The 16,587-nt window shown below is 60.8% G+C and carries 14 protein-coding genes; 9 read left to right on the forward strand and 5 right to left on the reverse strand.

All coding sequences use genetic code 11. From position 1 onward, the window contains the following. Positions 1-37 precede the first annotated feature (37 nt). From ACRB8A_RS00680 to ACRB8A_RS00690, 3 genes are read left to right on the forward strand one after another with little or no spacing between them, the layout of a single operon-like run. Positions 38-973 carry a carbohydrate ABC transporter permease gene (locus ACRB8A_RS00680; RefSeq protein WP_285241198.1) on the forward strand — a complete coding sequence of 312 codons (936 nt, stop codon included), beginning with the start codon at positions 38-40 and terminating at the stop codon, positions 971-973. Next, the gene (locus ACRB8A_RS00685) at positions 970-1,818 is read left to right on the forward strand and encodes a carbohydrate ABC transporter permease (protein ID WP_056600826.1); all 849 of its coding nucleotides are present in this window, start codon (positions 970-972) and stop codon (positions 1,816-1,818) included. Before ACRB8A_RS00680 ends, ACRB8A_RS00685 begins: the two co-directional genes overlap by 4 nt. Further along, on the forward strand, positions 1,815-3,869 hold the full coding sequence (locus ACRB8A_RS00690) for a hypothetical protein (protein WP_285241197.1): 2,055 nt from the start codon (positions 1,815-1,817) through the stop codon (positions 3,867-3,869). Before ACRB8A_RS00685 ends, ACRB8A_RS00690 begins: the two co-directional genes overlap by 4 nt. A gap of 289 nt (positions 3,870-4,158) precedes the next feature. Here the strand turns inward: ACRB8A_RS00690 and ACRB8A_RS00695 are convergent, their stop codons facing one another. Further along, a complete protein-coding gene (locus tag ACRB8A_RS00695) occupies positions 4,159-5,658 on the reverse strand; it encodes an amino acid permease (protein ID WP_285241196.1) in 1,500 nt (499 codons plus the stop codon). Between the two features lie 479 nt (positions 5,659-6,137). Here ACRB8A_RS00695 and ACRB8A_RS00700 point away from each other — a divergent pair, with 479 nt between their 5' ends. Together ACRB8A_RS00700 and ACRB8A_RS00705 are read left to right on the forward strand one after the other, a co-directional pair. Further along, positions 6,138-6,554, forward strand: a complete 417-nt coding sequence (locus tag ACRB8A_RS00700; RefSeq protein WP_285241195.1) for a RidA family protein — start codon at positions 6,138-6,140, stop codon at positions 6,552-6,554. A 92-nt stretch (positions 6,555-6,646) separates the two neighbouring features. Continuing rightward, a complete protein-coding gene (locus ACRB8A_RS00705) occupies positions 6,647-7,813 on the forward strand; it encodes a MalY/PatB family protein (protein ID WP_432245381.1) in 1,167 nt (388 codons plus the stop codon). Positions 7,814-7,901: 88 nt separating this feature from the next. Here ACRB8A_RS00705 and ACRB8A_RS00710 read toward each other — a convergent pair whose 3' ends face one another. Next, positions 7,902-8,090, reverse strand: coding sequence for a hypothetical protein (locus ACRB8A_RS00710; RefSeq protein ID WP_285241193.1), 189 nt, complete (start codon positions 8,088-8,090; stop codon positions 7,902-7,904). Positions 8,091-8,228: 138 nt separating this feature from the next. Between ACRB8A_RS00710 and ACRB8A_RS00715 the strand changes: the two genes are divergently transcribed. Beyond that, the gene (locus tag ACRB8A_RS00715; RefSeq protein WP_285241192.1) at positions 8,229-8,975 is read left to right on the forward strand and encodes a helix-turn-helix transcriptional regulator; all 747 of its coding nucleotides are present in this window, start codon (positions 8,229-8,231) and stop codon (positions 8,973-8,975) included. Between the two features lie 94 nt (positions 8,976-9,069). On the opposite strand, the gene ACRB8A_RS00720 is transcribed toward ACRB8A_RS00715, so the two are convergent. Then, positions 9,070-9,609: a TetR/AcrR family transcriptional regulator gene (locus tag ACRB8A_RS00720; protein ID WP_285241191.1), complete on the reverse strand. Its 540-nt coding sequence runs from the start codon at positions 9,607-9,609 to the stop codon at positions 9,070-9,072. A gap of 267 nt (positions 9,610-9,876) precedes the next feature. Between ACRB8A_RS00720 and trxA the strand changes: the two genes are divergently transcribed. After that, on the forward strand, positions 9,877-10,215 hold the full coding sequence (gene trxA / locus ACRB8A_RS00725) for a thioredoxin (RefSeq protein WP_285241190.1): 339 nt from the start codon (positions 9,877-9,879) through the stop codon (positions 10,213-10,215). Positions 10,216-10,380: 165 nt separating this feature from the next. Further along, positions 10,381-10,950 carry an OsmC family protein gene (locus ACRB8A_RS00730; RefSeq protein ID WP_285241189.1) on the forward strand — a complete coding sequence of 190 codons (570 nt, stop codon included), beginning with the start codon at positions 10,381-10,383 and terminating at the stop codon, positions 10,948-10,950. 840 nt (positions 10,951-11,790) lie between these two features. Here ACRB8A_RS00730 and ACRB8A_RS00735 read toward each other — a convergent pair. Beyond that, positions 11,791-13,872: a beta-galactosidase gene (locus tag ACRB8A_RS00735; protein WP_285241188.1), complete on the reverse strand. Its 2,082-nt coding sequence runs from the start codon at positions 13,870-13,872 to the stop codon at positions 11,791-11,793. Positions 13,873-13,942: 70 nt separating this feature from the next. Further along, positions 13,943-15,238, reverse strand: a complete 1,296-nt coding sequence (locus ACRB8A_RS00740; RefSeq protein ID WP_285241187.1) for an ABC transporter substrate-binding protein — start codon at positions 15,236-15,238, stop codon at positions 13,943-13,945. A 412-nt stretch (positions 15,239-15,650) separates the two neighbouring features. On the opposite strand from ACRB8A_RS00740, the gene ACRB8A_RS00745 reads away from it, so the two are divergent. Beyond that, the gene (locus ACRB8A_RS00745; RefSeq protein WP_285241363.1) at positions 15,651-16,532 is read left to right on the forward strand and encodes a carbohydrate ABC transporter permease; all 882 of its coding nucleotides are present in this window, start codon (positions 15,651-15,653) and stop codon (positions 16,530-16,532) included. Positions 16,533-16,587: the final 55 nt, after the last annotated feature.

Raw genomic sequence — 16,587 nt, forward strand, 5'->3', positions numbered from 1 at the left:
GTGCAGGCGCCCTTGCAGGGAGACAAGCATCATGATCATGACTGAAATCAAGACGAAGCCGGTAATCGCACCACGCTGGCGGGTATCTGGTCGCAACAAAGAAAGGCTCCTACAGCAGGCCTTTTTGCTGCCGGCCACTTTATATATTCTGCTGATCTTCGGATACCCCGTCGTGCAAAACGTCATAATGGCGCTTCAGCAGTACACCACCGCCACATTCTTCACCGGTCATGCCCCTTGGATAGGCCTTGCCAACTATCAGGCAGTACTCCAGTCGCGGGACTTCGGCCGTGCTGCTATGAACACCCTGACATTCACAGTTTTTTCAATCGCAGGACAGCTGATCTTCGGCATGCTCATCGCCCTCTATTTCCGCCGCAGATTCCCGCTTAACAACCTACTGCGGGGTTTGCTGCTGTTGCCATGGCTGATTCCACTGATTGTTTCCAGTGCAGTCTGGCGGTGGATGCTGGACAAGGACTCTGGGGTGGTCAACCAGATCCTTGGTGCTCTGACCTTCAGCGATGTCCGGATCGGATGGCTCACCGACACAACAGTGGCGCTCCTGGCGGTGATCTGTGTGAATATCTGGCTGGGAATTCCGTTCAACGTGGCCTTGCTGTACAGCGGCCTGCAGGACATCCCACAGGAACTCTATGAGGCCGCCGCCCTAGACGGTGCCACCGGAGCGAAAGCATTCAAGCACATTACCTGGCCCCTTCTCCGGCCCGTCGTCACGGTGGTGTTGGTCCTTGGCGTCGTCTACACCCTGAAGGCCCTGGATATCATTCTTGGCCTCACCGGAGGGGGACCTGCGAACGCAACACAAACCTTGTCGACAGAGTCCTACCGTTTGTCGTTCCAACAGTTCGACTTCGGCCAAGGAGCCGCAGTGGGCAACATCCTCATTGTTATTTCCCTCGTATTCGCACTGCTCTACCTGCGGGCCAACCGGAAGGGGTCGAAGGCATGACAAGCACCACCGCCACAAAAGCGGCCGGATCATTTGGACTGGAACGATCTGCTTCCCGCCACACGATTTTCGGACTGGTGATCGTTGTCGTTTTGCTCTTTCCGGTCTACTGGATGGTCAACGTGTCGCTGCAACCCGGCGGACGGGCCGTGGGCACGCCCTGGTTTCCCATCAATCCTGACCTGTCCGGCTACGCCACCGCCATCGCCGAGCAAAGCCCAAACCTCGTCACCAGCCTTCTCGTCGCTGGGGGCAGTGTCCTATTCAGTCTCGTGATTGCCGCCCCTGCCGCCTACGCAGTGGCGCAATTGCGGATCCCGTTCGCCCGGACCCTTCTCTTCGCGGTGCTCATCTGCCAGATGATTCCAGGGATCGTCGTGTCCAACGCTCTCTATACAGCGTTCAATCAGTTGGGGCTGTTGAACAGCATCATTGGCCTAATTATTGCCAACTCCAGCGCCGGCATACCGTTCGGGATCCTCATCATGCACGCTTTCATGCTTTCCATCCCGCCCTCAGTCATAGAAGCTGCACGGGTCGACGGTGCGGGGCCAGTCAGAGCCTTTGTTTCCATCGTCCTTCCGATGAGTAGGAATGCGATCATCACCGCGGGTCTCTTTGCCTTCCTCTTTGCTTGGGGAGACTTCCTCTTCGCCGTCACCCTCACCACCACCAATGAAGTCAGGCCCGTGACCGTTGGCCTGTACTCCTACCTCGGCACCTACGTAAATGACTGGAGCGCCGTCATGGCCACCGCAGTTCTCGCATCCACACCCGCCATCGCCGTGCTCGCGGTCGCCCAACGCTACATATCAGCAGGCGCAACCGGGGGAGCGGTCAAATGACCATTACCGATTCATCGTCCCTCAACGCACCCCAGGCCCTCGGCAGGATCCGTATCCCCTTCGGCCAGGGGGAGGCTTCTATTGACCCCGTGACCGGCGCGCCCGTGCAGTTTGTGGCCAAAAATGCCCCGGACCGCCGATTCCTTCTTGATCCTGACTTGGTCTGGCACTCTCTGGAGCACCAATGGGGCAGCGGACACATCATCACCGATGGGGGAGCGGCACGCTGGAACAGACCGGACAGGCAGGAAGTGGCCACCAACTCCTCAGTTAGCCACTTCCTCCCTTCGGAGCAGCTCGCTTTGACAGTCAAAAGGAACGTTCGCAAAGACAAGTTCATCGAACGCTACGAATTTACCAACACGGGATTACACACAACGAAGGTGACCAGCGTCGGCATCCAGACGCCGTTCGCAGACCTATATGAAAGCGCCCAGGAAGCCCTCCAGCGTTCCGTGCACGCCCACATCTTCACCGGCGGCGCTTGGGCATGGGTGCTCGCCCAGCCCATGTCAGGAACAGGGCCTCTCCTTGGGCTGGTCCTCGAGGAAGGGGAACTTTGGGGATATTCCATAGAATCACGCAACCGGAACACATCCTCCAATGCCCGCGGACACATCGTTCTCCAGGTAACTGACCACGCCCGCAACCCGAACGCCTTCGGCGGCCAACCGGCCCTCACACTCGAGCCCGGTCAGAGCCTTGTCCTCCAATGGCAGCTTGGCTGGTACGGAAACATCGACGAGTTCCTCTCTGCCACCAAACCGTCGGCCAAACTCTCGGCGGTGTCAGCACCCATAAACCAAGCAATCACCATCACCACCAACCTCTCCGTTACCAGTAGATCAGAGGCGCTGAAAATTTCTCCCACCCCCGAGGGCACAGAGGTCCGAAGCGCCTGCCCCGGCACCTTCATGATCGAAATCGGCGGCAGCTCACGCACCGAAATCGCCTTCCACGACCCGCTAGCCGGGGTCATCAAACGGCGGTGCGCCTACATTCTTGACCACCAGCGCGCGGCATACCGTCCCGGCTCCCTGGCCCACGCGTTCGTCCCCGTCGATACCGCAACAAAGTTGGCGCAGACCACTAACGGCTGGTCTGACTGGACAGATGGCTCGGAACGAATTGGCATGGCCCTGCTCCTGCAAATGGCTGTGCGCCGCGGCCTCATAGACCCGGCCCTTGATGACGCCCTTGAGGGGTGGGCCGAGTTCGCGGTGGAAAACCTTATGGACAGCACAGATGCGCCTCGCCGGGGTTCCCAGGACCATCACACCGGAGCACGGCTTTACGACGCGCCATGGCTGGCCCAGTTCTTCCTTGAGCGCTACCTTCAAACAGAAGACACCACCCACCTTCACCGCGCAGAACGAATTCTCAACCGTGCCTTCGCCTTGGGAGCGCAAGGCTTCCTGGCAATTCACTTCTCTGGCACCTGCGTTGCAGTGGCCGACGCGCTGGCTGTGGCTGGTGCTCTTGAGGCAGCCCAACAACTTAGAGGCCAAGTGATTGAAAGCGCCCATTACTTTGCTGCCCGCGGGGTGCAGCTGCCCCCACACGAGGTGTTCTACGAACAGTCAATCGTGGCGCCCTTGGTCTGCCTATTCAGTGATGCCTACCGGCTTACAGGGGACCACGTGTTCCTCGACGCCACACGCACGGCGTTGCCATGGTTGCTTGCCTTCGGAGGCCCGCAGCCGCACACCCGATTGTACGGAGTGGCAATCCGCCACTGGGACGGCTACTGGTTCGGCCTTCGTCGGCAATGGGGCGATGTTTTTCCTCACTATTGGAGCGCCCTGACCGCAGAGGCTCTTCTAGGCCTGCCGGAGGAACTTCTGAATGCAGGGCATGAAAGCCTGGCCCTAGCTATCCTTCGTGCAAACATGAGCAATTACTTTCCCGACGGGTCAGCAACCTGTGCCTTCATCATGCCCACCACCGTGGACGGGGTCCCGGCTCACACCGCCGATCCCCTTGCCAATGACCAGGACTGGCACCTTGCTATGTGGCTTGGAATGATCGATAAATTCAATTTGTCGGACTAGTTTTGGGGCGCTCATTGGGGCCCGGGCCGTCCAGGGACTGGGAACTGGCCGCGCTAAATGCCTGGCCGTGTTCGCCATAACCTTTGCCGAGCGCAAGACGCCGTAGTCCGCGAGCGTCGGGGTGGCCGCCGGCAGTAAGGGATTGGAGGCGAAGAAGCCTGTGGTATCTCCGTGGAACTCATTGCCTCACTCTCGCCGCTCTGGTGTGAGGTGCAAACAGCAGATCGATCGGGGCGGGACCGACGACCACTGCTCGGAGTTACGGTCGTCCGCCCCGTTGCGCTGTATCTTAGGGCTGCCGGGCTGTGGGGCGGTTGCTGACGATGGGTGCCGCTCCGGTGTAGCCGTTGCGTGCAGCGGCGATCTCGCGGATCCTTCCGCGGCATGCATACCAGCCGGCGATCATGAGCGCGACCGCGATTGCGGTTACGAGCATGGTCAACGGGGATTCGATAAGGATCATGGCAAGGACCACGGCGAGGAAGGCAATGGTTAGATAGCCGGTAAAGGGGGCTCCAGGCATGCGGAATGAAGGACGTTGGGTCCAACCTTTCTTGCTCCACCGCTGAAACTGGATTTGGCACAGCACAATCGCGGCCCATGCCACGATGATGCCAACGGCCGCGATGCTGAGAACGATCTCGAACGCGTCGCCCGGGACGATATAGTTCAGCGGGATGCCGAGGAAGGAGACTGCTGCGGTGATGGCAACGCCGCCATAGGGGACGCCCGCCTTGTTCATTCGGAGCGCGAATTTCGGCGCTGACCCTGCGGTGGCCATCGAGCGCAGGATTCGTCCGGTGGAGTAGAGCCCGGCGTTGAGCGAAGACAGGGCGGCTGTGAGCACGACGAGGTTCATGATGGAGTCAATGCCATTGACGCCGATTGAGCTGAAGAACGTCACGAACGGGCTCACGCCCTTTTCGTAGGCGGTGTAGGGCAGCAGCAGTGAGAGCAGGACGACGGATCCGACGTAGAAGACCGCGATGCGGGCGATGACGGCGTTGATCGCCTTCGGCATAACCTTTTCGGGGTTCTCCGTTTCGCCGGCGGCGGTGCCGACGAGCTCAATTGAGCCGTAGGCGAAGATGATTCCCGACATGAGCAGGATCATCGGCATGATGCCGTTCGGGAAGATCCCGCCGTTGTCGGAGATGAGCTGGAAGCCGACCGGATCACCGGTTGGGGTGCCGAAGATGACGAAATAGATGCCCACGAGGAGGAACATGACCAGTGCGGAGACCTTGATGAGGGCGAACCAGAATTCCATCTCGCCGAAGACCTTGACGGAGACAAGGTTGAGGGCGAGGACGAGCACCAGGGCGATGAGGGCCCAGCCCCACTGCGGGACCGCGGCGATCCAGGGGACGTACCTGCCGAAGAAGCTCATGTAGAGTGCGGCGGCGGTCGTGTCGGCGATGGTCGTGGCGGCCCAAACCAGCCAGTAGAACCATCCCACGGTGAACGCTGCCTTCTCGCCGAAGAATTCTCGGGCGTAGGAGACGAACGAGCCCGACGATGCCCGGTGCAGTACGAGTTCGCCGAGGGCGCGCAGGATCAGGAACGCGAAGGCCCCGCAGATCGCGTAGGCGACGAAGAGTGATGGCCCGGCTGCGGCAAGGCGGCCACCTGCGCCGAGGAATAGGCCTGTACCGATCGCGCCCCCGATGGCGATCATCTGGATTTGTCGGGATTTGAGTCCTTTCTGGTAGCCGGCATCCTCGGCGTGCAGTACTTGATCGGGAGCATGTGCGTGCCCGGAGTCTGTGACGGGTGGCTGAATCGACATGGGAAGCCTTCCTGGAGATACGAAGCTCGAATTGCGAGGCCTGATGGTCTACGGCGTAACCGCCGGAGTTGGGGTGCTAAGAGGATGTCCGCCCTTTGTAGGGCTTCGTGGCAGTCGAGGTGATTGCGGTTCTGAGCCTGCCCGCGGTCAGGCGACCTGATGAGGGGCGACGGGATGTGGAAGACCTGAACCCCCGGCCTATTGGGAGATTCAAATCACAGTTGAGAGTATGCCGGACATCACATCCAGAAATCAACAGATTGTTGGATATATTCAGACGACTTCCGCATTCCATGCACTAGAAGTACAGGACAGGCGGGATGTACAAGGTGATTCGATCTACCGCATGTAAACAAGCTGTGTAATAGTGGTGGAAAGTTCAGCTTCTTAATTACTGAGTGTTGAATATCCTTGAAGGTGAATCGACGTGCCGTGCCTACTGTGCCGCGTTCGCCTCTCGAACGTCTGGAAGGTATTTCATGGTTGAGTCCGTTACGTCCACACCGCTCTACGAACGCGCGGTCCGGGTGGGGGATCTACTCTTTGTCTCCGGCCAACTCCCTATCGGAGATGCTGGGTTGCTCTATCCCGGGCGCGTGGGCCAGGAAGTTACAGTCGAGCAGGCGCGCGAGGCTGCCGTGCTCGCTGCCAGCCGGTGCCTGGACGTCGTCCGCGACGAACTCGGGTCGTTGGACGTGGTCAAAGGTATCGCCAGGATCGGAGGATACGTCTCAGCAGGGGAAGGATTTGTGGATGCACCCGCCGTAATCGATGGTGCGTCCCAACTCGCCCTCGATGTGCTTGGAGAAAAAGGGCACCATGCGCGGCTGGCAATGGGAGTAGCCTCCCTGCCGCTGGGTGCATGCGTCGAGATCGAAATGACTGTCCAGTGCTAAGGGCAGCCGAGCAGGCTCAGGCCCGCAGCTTCACGACAATCGGGAACCCGCTTGAGGAGCTCTCCCTCGAACAGCTCCGCCAGCGCACGAGCATGAAATGGCGCACTCATCCCTCCGACGTGCTGCCTCTGTGGGTTGCCGAAATGGACGTCCGGCTCGCGCCGCCCGTTTCGGAAGCGCTGCACCAGGCCATCGATGACGGAGACACCGGATACCCTGCTGGGACGAAGTTCGCGGAGGCCATAAGTGCGTTCGCTTCCCGGCGCTGGGGCTGGGACGGGCTGGCGGTCGAGCGCACCGCCATCGTGCCCGACGTGATGATGGGCGTCGTTGAAATCCTGCGGCTGATCACAGATCCAGGTGATGCCGTCGTCGTCAACTCCCCGGTCTATGCACCTTTTTACGCCTTCATCACCCATGATTCGCGCAGGATCGTTGAAGCCCCGCTAGGACAAGATCTCAGGATCGACCTTGGCACCCTCGAGGAAGCTTTCAAGCACGTGCGGTCGCAGGGACGGAACGCCGCCTACCTGATCAGCAATCCACACAACCCGACCGGTGTGGTCCACAGCCCTGAAGAGCTCGCAGCTGTCGCGGCCCTCGCCCGCAACTACGGGGTCCGGGTCGTCTCGGACGAGATCCACGCCCCGCTCATACTGCCGGGAGCAACATTCACTCCGTATCTCAGCGTGCCCGAGACCGAGAACGCGTTTGCGCTCACTTCGGCGTCGAAAGCCTGGAACCTGGCCGGCCTCAAGGCAGCACTCGCAATCGCCGGACCCGACGCTGCCGATGATCTTCACCGTATGCCCGAAGAGGTCAGCCACGGACCGAGCCACCTGGGAATCATCGCCCAGACCGCCGCGTTCCGTGACGGTGAAGAATGGCTGGATGCACTCCTCCGAGGCCTCGACGCCAACCGGACTCTCCTCGGAAAGATGCTCGCCGAACATCTTCCCGGTGTGGGGTACGCCGCTCCCGAGGGGACATATCTAGCCTGGCTGGACTGCAGCCATCTCGCCCCCGATTCGCCAGGCGGCCCTGATGGCCTCGGCACCGTAGCCGACCTCGCCGGGCCGGCCAAGATATTCCTCGACAAGGCGCGGGTCGCCCTGAGCTCCGGCCATGTCTTCGGCACGGGCGGCGCTGGACATGTCCGCCTCAACTTTGCCACTTCCCAGGCCATACTCACCGAGGCTGTCACCCGGATGGGCCGGGCCGCCGTCCCAATTGAACAAGACTCATCAGCCCGCGCCTGACGGTCCAGCAATACAACCCGGCCGACCACGGAGAACGTATGGCTTTGCGTATCCACCACACCTGGCACCCTGTCATCGGCCAAAGAGTTCAAATGAGGTGCAGCGGCATCACTAGCGCGAAGGTATCGTCGACGCAGTCACCCTGGACGATGCGATTCTCTGGATCGCCGGTGACATCTTGCAGCCGCGGATGATGTTCCAGCGCACCGACGGCTTCGAAGTTTGGATCGGCTACCGCTGGGAATCCCGTACGGGAGAGCCAGCGTGATCCATGCAATGCAACAGTATGTTGAAGCAAATAGCCCTAGCCTGCGGGATCGATCTCTGCCGCGACAGCGATACACTTCAACAAAAGGTATAATTTATAGCGGTTTCGGGAACTTGTATCCGCCTACTCATCGGAAGGACAGCACCAATGACCCAAATTGGTTCGCTCGGATCAGCAGCTCCGCCCCCGGACGCGCTGCATGGCATGGACGCCGAGTCCATCAACCGGATTCTGGAGCTCCTGGTGGCACCCCTTCAGGCCGCGGTGCCTCAGCCCACGGAAGTCGTTCTGCATGACCTGCAGAGAATCCCGAACACGGTCCGTGCTATCGCCGGAGATGTCACTCGCCGTCAGATCGGCGACCCACCTACCGACAAATTGCTCGAACGCGTGGCAGCAGGTAACTTCTCCCATGAGATCGGCTACCGCTCGCAACTGCCTGACGGGAGAATCCTGCAGAGCACGACGATCATTTACATCGACAAGGAAGGCCAAGCTGCTGCAGCCCTGTGTCTGAACGCTGACGTGTCAGCCTGGGTCACGCTCCGCTCCGCCTTGGACCGCTTCGTCCTCGGTCACGACGGGAGCTCCATGCTGGCGACCCCTGCCGTGCACGGGGCTAAACCGGTCGGCCCCCAGGGGAGCGAGTACTTCCCGCACAGCGTGGAGGAACTCAGTTCCAAGCTCGTTGAGGCCGCGATCACCGCCATTGGGGTTCCCGTTGAGCAAATGCGCAAGGAACACAAGATGCAGGTCGTCTCGGAGCTTGACCGCCGTGGATTCTTCCTCATCAAGCAGGCAGCCGAGACAGCGGCTACCGCGCTCGGAGTCACCCGCTTCACCATTTACAACTACCTCAACGAACTCGGCGGAGAGGTCGAAAAGACAGCCTGACCCTCGGACCATCATGGCCATCACGGAGGTGCCTTCGGTGAGTTTATGTACGCGGGGGGCGGCAGGGCACCGCATCCATAGCGCCCCTGACTACCTACGGGGCTCTCGGTACTACCTGTGCGGCGAGGATCGCAGCGGCCGTGAGTTCCTCCTTGGGGGCCCCGGCGGCCGCTTCGACACTCAACCCGTAAATCGCCGACATGACGTATCGAGCCAGCGCGGTGCAGTTTGTGCCGGCGGGCAGATCGCGGTCGGCGAGGGCCATTTCAAGCCGGTCCAAAACGGTTCTCCTCATCCGTTCGCGAGCGGCTGCCAGGAGATCAACTATTTCGTGGTGAGGTTTTCCGGATGCAAGGCCTGCCTGGATCGTCATACAGCCGAAAGGCTGACCTTGGCTAGTGAATACGTCAACTCTCCCCGTCAGAAGGGTCAGCACTGCCTCGTGGGCCGTAGGCCTGGACATGGCGTCCTCCAGCTGGACTGTGCGTTCGCACATGTACCGGTCCAGCGTCTTTTCGAATAGCTCCCGCTTGCTGCCGAAGGCGGCATACAGACTCGGCGGGTTTATGCCGAGCGCCTGTGTCAGGTCGGCAATAGATGTGCCCTCGTATCCCTGACGCCAAAACAGCTCCATGGCAGCCTGAAGGGCGGCCTGATCATCGAATCCGCGTTTACGGCCTCCCGGCATTTCATGCCCTCCTGATCTCAGCAAATGCTGCCATTTGCCTTTTCTGTAATATCCACTACAGTACATCCCATGAGATACGTAGCGATCACTATACAACTTGCGGTGGATCTTTCCGAAGCTCGTTCGCTTAGCGACACATGACCCTCATCCGGCACGGCATTGCAACCGGGCCCGCACCCGCCTTTCCCTGACCAGCAAATGAAAGAGGAAGCCATGTCTGCCCGATCAACAACCAGCTCCGCATTCCAATCCGATGTCCTCCAGAACGATCTGCCGGTCCTGGTCGACTTTTGGGCACCATGGTGCCCGCCGTGCCGTGCCGTTGGGCCTGTGCTCGATGAAGTGGCCCTTGAGCAGGCCGGGAAAGTCGAGGTCATCAAAGTGAACGTCGATGAGAACCCCGAGCTCGCCCGGCAGTATGGCGTCACCTCAATTCCCGCCTTCCGGGTATTCAACAACGGTGAGGTCGTGGGTTCGTTCCTTGGTGCCATGCCGAAGGAAGCATTTGAAGACCGTCTTGCCCCCTACCTGGGGGCAGCGGCCCGCAACTGATATCCAGGCAGCTCAACAGGGGCACCACCCTCAACGAGACATCGCCGATGTTGAGCTGCCAGCAAACTCCCTCCGAAAAGGGCATTCCACACAAGCCTGGCCCGTGACGCGCTTTAGCTGCGGAAGGGCGGATGAACCGCATCAACCAACCTGAAAGGAAACACCATGACTGAAACGAACACCCTGCGCACAGAGCCTTTCGCCGACCTGGCAGCCATCGAGGCGACAGTGGCAGCTGTCACCGAGCAGCGTGAGCTTGGCAAGGTCACCTTCAGCATGCACAGCGAGTCGGCCGGAGGTTTGACCGCCAAGACCATCACCGGACCCCTGACCCAGGCGGGAGTCGGCAACGAATCGCGCCGCGGCCAGTTCACGCTGCACAGTGATGAGCCGGTCTCCCTGCTGGGAACTGACACGGCCGTCAGCCCCGCTGAATACATCCTCAAGGCCCTGGCTGGCTGCTACATGGTCACGCTGGCCTCCCTTGCTGCAGCCAGGAACATTCAGTTGAAGCACGTCGCACTGACCCTGGGCTTCGACATCGATCTCAGCGGCTTCCTCGGAATTGATAAGAGCGTCCGCAAGGGTGCACAGCAAATCACCGTGGACGTTCAGATCGACAGCCCCGGCACTTCACGGGCTGACCTGAAAGATCTGATTGGCGCGCTCGAAGCCACATCCCCAATCCGTGACACCTTGGCCAACCCCGTCCCCGTCATCACCCGTCTCGGCTGACACCGCACGGGGTTTCCCAAGGCTACGGTTATAACGAAAAGGAACAAACTTGGCGACGACCAACGTTGCCTGAGAACAGTTCACCGCCACCATCGAGGGCAACGACATAGCACTCGTGGATTTTGGGCATCTTGGTGCGGTCCCTGCAGCCAATTTGGCCCCATGGACGAATCCGCGCTGAACTCGCCGCATCCCCGGCCCAGCTCTGACCGCGTCAAACTGGACTGCCGATGCAGTGAGCGCGTTGCCGGCCGTTCCGCATGACCGGCCGGCAACGCTTCGGTTTCGATGAACGAACGATAGCGGGATTTGGCATGGTGGACCACACCGCCGAAAGGATGAATCGGGCCAACGTGAACAGCAACCTTCGATGTATGTCCGTCACGGAACTTGTGGTGACCAGCTCCGGGCCTTCCTGGACATCCCCTTCGTCAACCGGGCGCTGGCTTCGAAGCCTGACTTCCGTATCCGGTGAAAAGGTGCCACGATCGATGGCAAAACATCGCCTTCTCGGGGCACTCCCCTTGTCCTTTCCTGAGCGCCGATAACGGGTCTTATGTAAAGCTGGGGCCAAGAGAGGCTCTCTGAAGGCTTCCGCGGACCTCTGTTGACAGTCCTCACGGGTTGCGTCACCTGCGGCAACTCGCCAAGTAGTCGAGAGCGACCAGAACCAGCATGTGCCTGCAATGGGCGAAGCTCCAGTCAAATAGCGGTTGACCGGAGCTTCGGTTCATTATGTGCCCTGGAACCTGAGGATTACTTGTGAGCTGATGGGAGCCTGTTCGAACGTGGACTGAACGGCGACGCCCGCGCCCTTAAGTGATGGCCGGCCGACGGCTGTCATCCCAGGTCAGGCTGGCTGTGGACGCGGACCACCGATACCCCTGCCGGCGGGAGTTTCATGGTCCCGCCGCGCTGCAGCCCTGCTCCACCGAGCAGATCCGTGCCGTCCACCTCAAGTTCCACCACCACTACCGATGCGGTGTGATTGAGGAAGAAGAGGTACCGTCCTGCGGTGGTGCAGCGTTCGGTCACTTCCACACCGTGCGGTGCCGGGTGCGGCGCACGGATTCCGGCCCGTGACAGCACTGCTCCCACCACCAGGTCCAGCGCTTCCTGGGGCAGGTGCGTGCCGATGTAAACGGCCGTCCCGGCACCCAGTCGGTGATCCAGGATGGCGGGCCGCCCGGCCAGGTGGCCGGTCGTGTAGGTGGCCACGACTTCTGCCCCTTCCGAAACCATGTCATCCTGCCACCGTGTGGCGCCGCCGTCGAACGCTTCCTGGAGTAAATCCGGGGCGTAACTGCCCAGGAGCGCCTGCCCCTGAACCGTGCTGATTTCGACGGCGGCGTCTTGGGCCAACGGTGAGAAGTCCCTGATGTGCCCGCCCACCACAGTGCGCAGGCCACCCGGATATCCGTTGCCGATAACTTGATCGTCCTGGTCCACGATGCCGGAGAAATAGGACGCCACGACATGGCCGCCGCCTGCCACGAACGCCTCGACGGCAGCCTGCTGGCTGGAGCTCATCAGGTACTGGTTGGGGATGACAAGCACCTTGTAGCCGGACAGGTCGGATGCGAGGGCGACAACGTCCACAGCCGCATTTTCCAGCCATAAAGAGCGGTAGTGGCTGGCCGCCACCGCCCGGTAATCGTAGTTGTTCACAGGGTGGGCGGGTCCCTCCACGGCCCACCAGTTTTCCCAGTCCCACACCAGGGCAACGTCTGCGGTTGTCCTTGCTCCGGCGATTTCCGCGAGCTGCGCCAGCTCGTTGCCGAGTTCCTTGACCTCTTGCCAGGTCCGGCTGGCCTCGCCGCTGTGGGGAAGCATTGCCGAGTGGAACTTTTCCTGACCGAAGCGGGAGGCGCGCCACTGGAAGAACATCACGGCGTCTGCTCCGTGGGCCACCGCCTGGTAGGAGCCCAGCCGCATCATGCCGGGCTGCTTGGTCAGGTTCACCTTCCATTGGCTCACTGCACCTGCTGCCTGCTCCATCATCATCCAGGGTGCTCCGTTCCCCAGATGCCGCATGAGGTCGTACTGCAGCGCGGCCTCCACCAGTGAGGCGGGCTTGGCAGGGTCCGGGTAGATGTCCAGGGCGATCACGTCCGTCTCCGGGGCCCACCGGCGGTAATCCTGGATCCGGAAGAACTGGACAAAATTCGTGGTGGCTGGGATGTCCGGTGTAACTCCCTGGAGCAGGTCCCGCTCCAGTTTGTACAGGTCCACTTGGATGTCTGTGGTGAAGCGGGCGAAATCCAGTTCGCGTGCCGGATTCACCCACCCCCGCACGGGTTGTGGCAGGTGCACCTGGTCCCAACTGCTGTAGACCTGTCCCCATAAAGTGGTCCCCCACCTGGCATTAAGCTGATCCAGGCTGCCGTACTTCTCCTGCAGCCAGGACCGGAAGGCCCCGTCGCACAGCCCGCAGAAGCAGTATGCGTGGTATTCGTTGCCGATGTGCCACATGGCCAGCGCCGGATGATCCCTGTAACGCTCCGCGAGGGCACGCGCCACCCGCTGGCTCCGGTCCCGGTACACGGGCGACGACGGGCAGAAATGCCCGCGGCTGCCCACCGCCACACGGGTTCCTGACCGTTCCACCATCAATGTTTCGGGGAACCCCTCGGCCAGCCACGGAGGCGGGGAGGCATTGGGCGTGGCGAGGTTCACGAGGATGCCCCCGGCAGCGAGCAGGTCCATCACTTCGTCCAGCCAGCCGAAATCGAAAACCCCGTCCGCCGGTTCCAGGCGCGACCAGGAGAAAACCCCCAGGCTGACAAGTGAAACGTTCGCCTCCCGCATCAACCTGACATCCTCGGGCCAGGTGCTCCTGGGCCACTGCTCCGGGTTGTAGTCACCGCCATAGACCAGGCCGGGAAGCCGCTGCTGGAAGGACTCTAAGGGGGTGGGGCTCATGGCCTGCACTTTCACAGAAGGGAGGAGGGTTGGTTGCCTGAAGAGTTCGTTGCCTGGATACAAGCAGCGACTACATGGCTGCCTTAACATCGGCAATGAGCTGGTCTGCCGCTTGGCGGGGCGTCATCCGGTCGAAGACGACCTCCTGGGAGAGCCTCTTGACGGAGTCGATCAGCACCGCGCCGGCCTTCGGGTTGGGAATGGCGTAAGGAGGGGTGTCGAGCTCATTGATCCTGGTCACGTACTCGGCGACCTTGCCCTCCACGGGGGTCAGCGTGGGCGTGATGGCTTCAAGGACCTTGGAGCTGGACGGCACACCGCGGTCAAACTTCGAGATCTTTCCGGCTTCGGCGGAATTGGTCAGGAAGTCGATCAGCATCGCAGCTTCCTTGGGATGGTCGCTGTTCGCTGCCACTGAATAGTAGATACCGGGCTTGGTCCAGCCACCCGGTTCCTGGAACTGCCGTTCGCCCGGCAGGCGGAGCAGCGTGAATTCCTGCCCTGCCGCCTTCTCCAGGTTTCCGAGTTGATTGACGGAGACCAGGGACATGGCTTTTTTACCCAGCGCGAGAGGGGACTGTTCCAGGGCAAGGCTGGCCGCTTCGAGTTCGGCTTCCACGGACTGGGTTCCGCCGCTGTCCCGCAGGCTGCGAACGAACTCCCACCACCCTGCAGCGGTATCGGCGCTGAAGCCGACCTCGCTGCCGTTGTTCTTCCAATAGTCTTCTCCATGCTGGCGCAGCCACAGGTTCATTGTCTGCTCGTCCATTGTCAACGCCGCGCCTGCCACCTCCGGTGTGGCCTTGGTGATGGCGGCCGCGGTGTTCCTGAAATCGTCCCAGGACCAGGTGTTGTCGTCCGGCACGGGAACACCTGCGGCTTCGAATAACGCAGGATTCACTGCCATGCCAAAGCCGGATTCACCGGAGGGGATGCCGTAAAGCTTGCCGTCAATCTGCGTTCCGGCCAGCGATGCCGGGGAAAAATCGCCGGTGGGCAGCACCTCGGCCTGTCCGGTGAGGTCCACCAGCTGGCCGTTGTCGATGTAGGTGTACATGTATGGATCGGTCATCTGCATAACATCAGGCAGGTCACGGGATGCAGCGCTGGTGGAAAGCTTATTGAAGTAGTCACTGAAGTTGGAGAACTCCGGCTGTACGCTGATATTCGGGTGTGCCTCCTCAAAAAGGTCAATGACCTCCTGCGTCTGGGCATGCCGGGCGTCCGAACCCCACCAGTTGAAGCGGAGTGTTACGGAATCATCCCCCGCCGGGCTGCCGCAGCCGGCGACGCCCAGACTCACCGCGGCTACCAAGGCTGCTGCGAGGGTTCTGACCCTCAGGGGTCCTGCGTTCTTTTGTGCCATGGTGGAGCTCCTTTGCTACGGGTGGCAACGCGCCGCAGGGATCAGCGGCAGTGCGTCGATGGACTTTCAGGGTGCGGCGAAATATCGGCAACCGGCTTGGGAAGCTCAGTCGAGCTGCCATGCCTGACCGGACTGAAACGGTCATCGATCTAACAACAATTGTGACCGTTCACTCCCGTGAGTGCGTTGTAAATAAAACACTTCTCAAGGAATACCTTGAACAATAGTGACCGGTAACTATTTTCGTCAAGACCATTGACGCCGTCGAATTTTCACTGCAATACTCGATCCAACCTGCCGGCGTGAGCCGCCCCCATTCCCTCTGACCCGGAGCGTTTTCATGTCAACGATGACCCACCTGCCCCGAAGTACGGCAGCCGCCCCGCCCCCGGCGCCGCAGCGGCGAACACTCATGAAGAAGCTCGAAGAGCGGGCAGCCTGGCAATTTCTGCTGCCGTGGTTCGTGGGCATGCTGCTGATCACCATCGGGCCCATGATCGCGTCGCTCTATTTCTCGTTCACGGATTACAACCTGCTCCGCGCCCCCAGTTGGGTGGGTCTGGACAACTTTGAACAGATGCTCACTGACACCCGGCTGCACAAGTCCCTTGGCGTCACGTTTGCCTACGTGCTGATTGGGGTTCCCGCCCTCTTGGTGGTGGCACTCTCCCTGGCCATGCTGCTGAACCGCGGCATCAGGGGGCTGCCGTTCTACCGCTCCGTGTTCTACCTGCCCTCCCTTCTTGGTGGGTCAGTGGCGGTGGGAGTGCTCTGGCGGCAGGTCTTCGGCACTGAGGGCCTGGTCAACCAGTTCCTTGCGCTCTTCGGCATCGATGGTCCGGGGTGGATCTCCAACCCGAGTACAGCCCTGACTTCCCTGATCATGCTGCACGTATGGAGCTTCGGATCCTCGATGGTGATCTTCCTGGCCGGGCTACGTCAGATCCCCGAGGAGCTCTACGAGGCGGCAGCGCTGGATGGGGCCGGCCGGTGGGCGCAGTTCCGCAACGTGACAGTTCCACTCCTGACTCCCATCATTTTCTTCAATCTGATACTGCAGATCATCAATTCATTCCAGACCTTCACCCAGGCCTTTGTGGTCAGCGGGGGGACCGGCGGACCGGCCGATTCCACCCTGTTCTACTCGCTCTATCTCTATGAGCAGGGCTTCGGCCGTCTCAACATGGGGTACGCATCCGCGATGGCCTGGGTGCTGGTGATGATCATCGCCGTGTTCACGGCCGTCAACTTCTACTTCAGCAAACGATGGGTGTTTTACAGTGACCGCGACTGATATCAAGCCACCCCGGACGAAGGCACCTCTTCCTACCGGGTATCCCCAAGCCGGA

The sequence above is a fragment of the Arthrobacter sp. G.S.26 genome (assembly GCF_050847375.1).
Taxonomy (GTDB): Bacteria; Actinomycetota; Actinomycetes; order Actinomycetales; family Micrococcaceae; genus Arthrobacter.

Coding starts and splice junctions, on each gene's coding strand:
- ACRB8A_RS00685 (WP_056600826.1), top strand. CDS start 970: ATGACAAGCACCACCGCCACAAAAGCGGCCGGATCATTTGGACTGGAA.
- ACRB8A_RS00740 (WP_285241187.1), bottom strand. CDS start 15,238: ATGGCACAAAAGAACGCAGGACCCCTGAGGGTCAGAACCCTCGCAGCA.
- ACRB8A_RS00695 (WP_285241196.1), bottom strand. CDS start 5,658: ATGTCGATTCAGCCACCCGTCACAGACTCCGGGCACGCACATGCTCCC.
- ACRB8A_RS00700 (WP_285241195.1), top strand. CDS start 6,138: ATGGTTGAGTCCGTTACGTCCACACCGCTCTACGAACGCGCGGTCCGG.
- ACRB8A_RS00690 (WP_285241197.1), top strand. CDS start 1,815: ATGACCATTACCGATTCATCGTCCCTCAACGCACCCCAGGCCCTCGGC.
- trxA (WP_285241190.1), top strand. CDS start 9,877: ATGTCTGCCCGATCAACAACCAGCTCCGCATTCCAATCCGATGTCCTC.
- ACRB8A_RS00715 (WP_285241192.1), top strand. CDS start 8,229: ATGACCCAAATTGGTTCGCTCGGATCAGCAGCTCCGCCCCCGGACGCG.
- ACRB8A_RS00745 (WP_285241363.1), top strand. CDS start 15,651: ATGAAGAAGCTCGAAGAGCGGGCAGCCTGGCAATTTCTGCTGCCGTGG.
- ACRB8A_RS00735 (WP_285241188.1), bottom strand. CDS start 13,872: ATGAGCCCCACCCCCTTAGAGTCCTTCCAGCAGCGGCTTCCCGGCCTG.
- ACRB8A_RS00730 (WP_285241189.1), top strand. CDS start 10,381: ATGACTGAAACGAACACCCTGCGCACAGAGCCTTTCGCCGACCTGGCA.
- ACRB8A_RS00720 (WP_285241191.1), bottom strand. CDS start 9,609: ATGGAGCTGTTTTGGCGTCAGGGATACGAGGGCACATCTATTGCCGAC.
- ACRB8A_RS00705 (WP_432245381.1), top strand. CDS start 6,647: ATGAAATGGCGCACTCATCCCTCCGACGTGCTGCCTCTGTGGGTTGCC.
- ACRB8A_RS00680 (WP_285241198.1), top strand. CDS start 38: ATGACTGAAATCAAGACGAAGCCGGTAATCGCACCACGCTGGCGGGTA.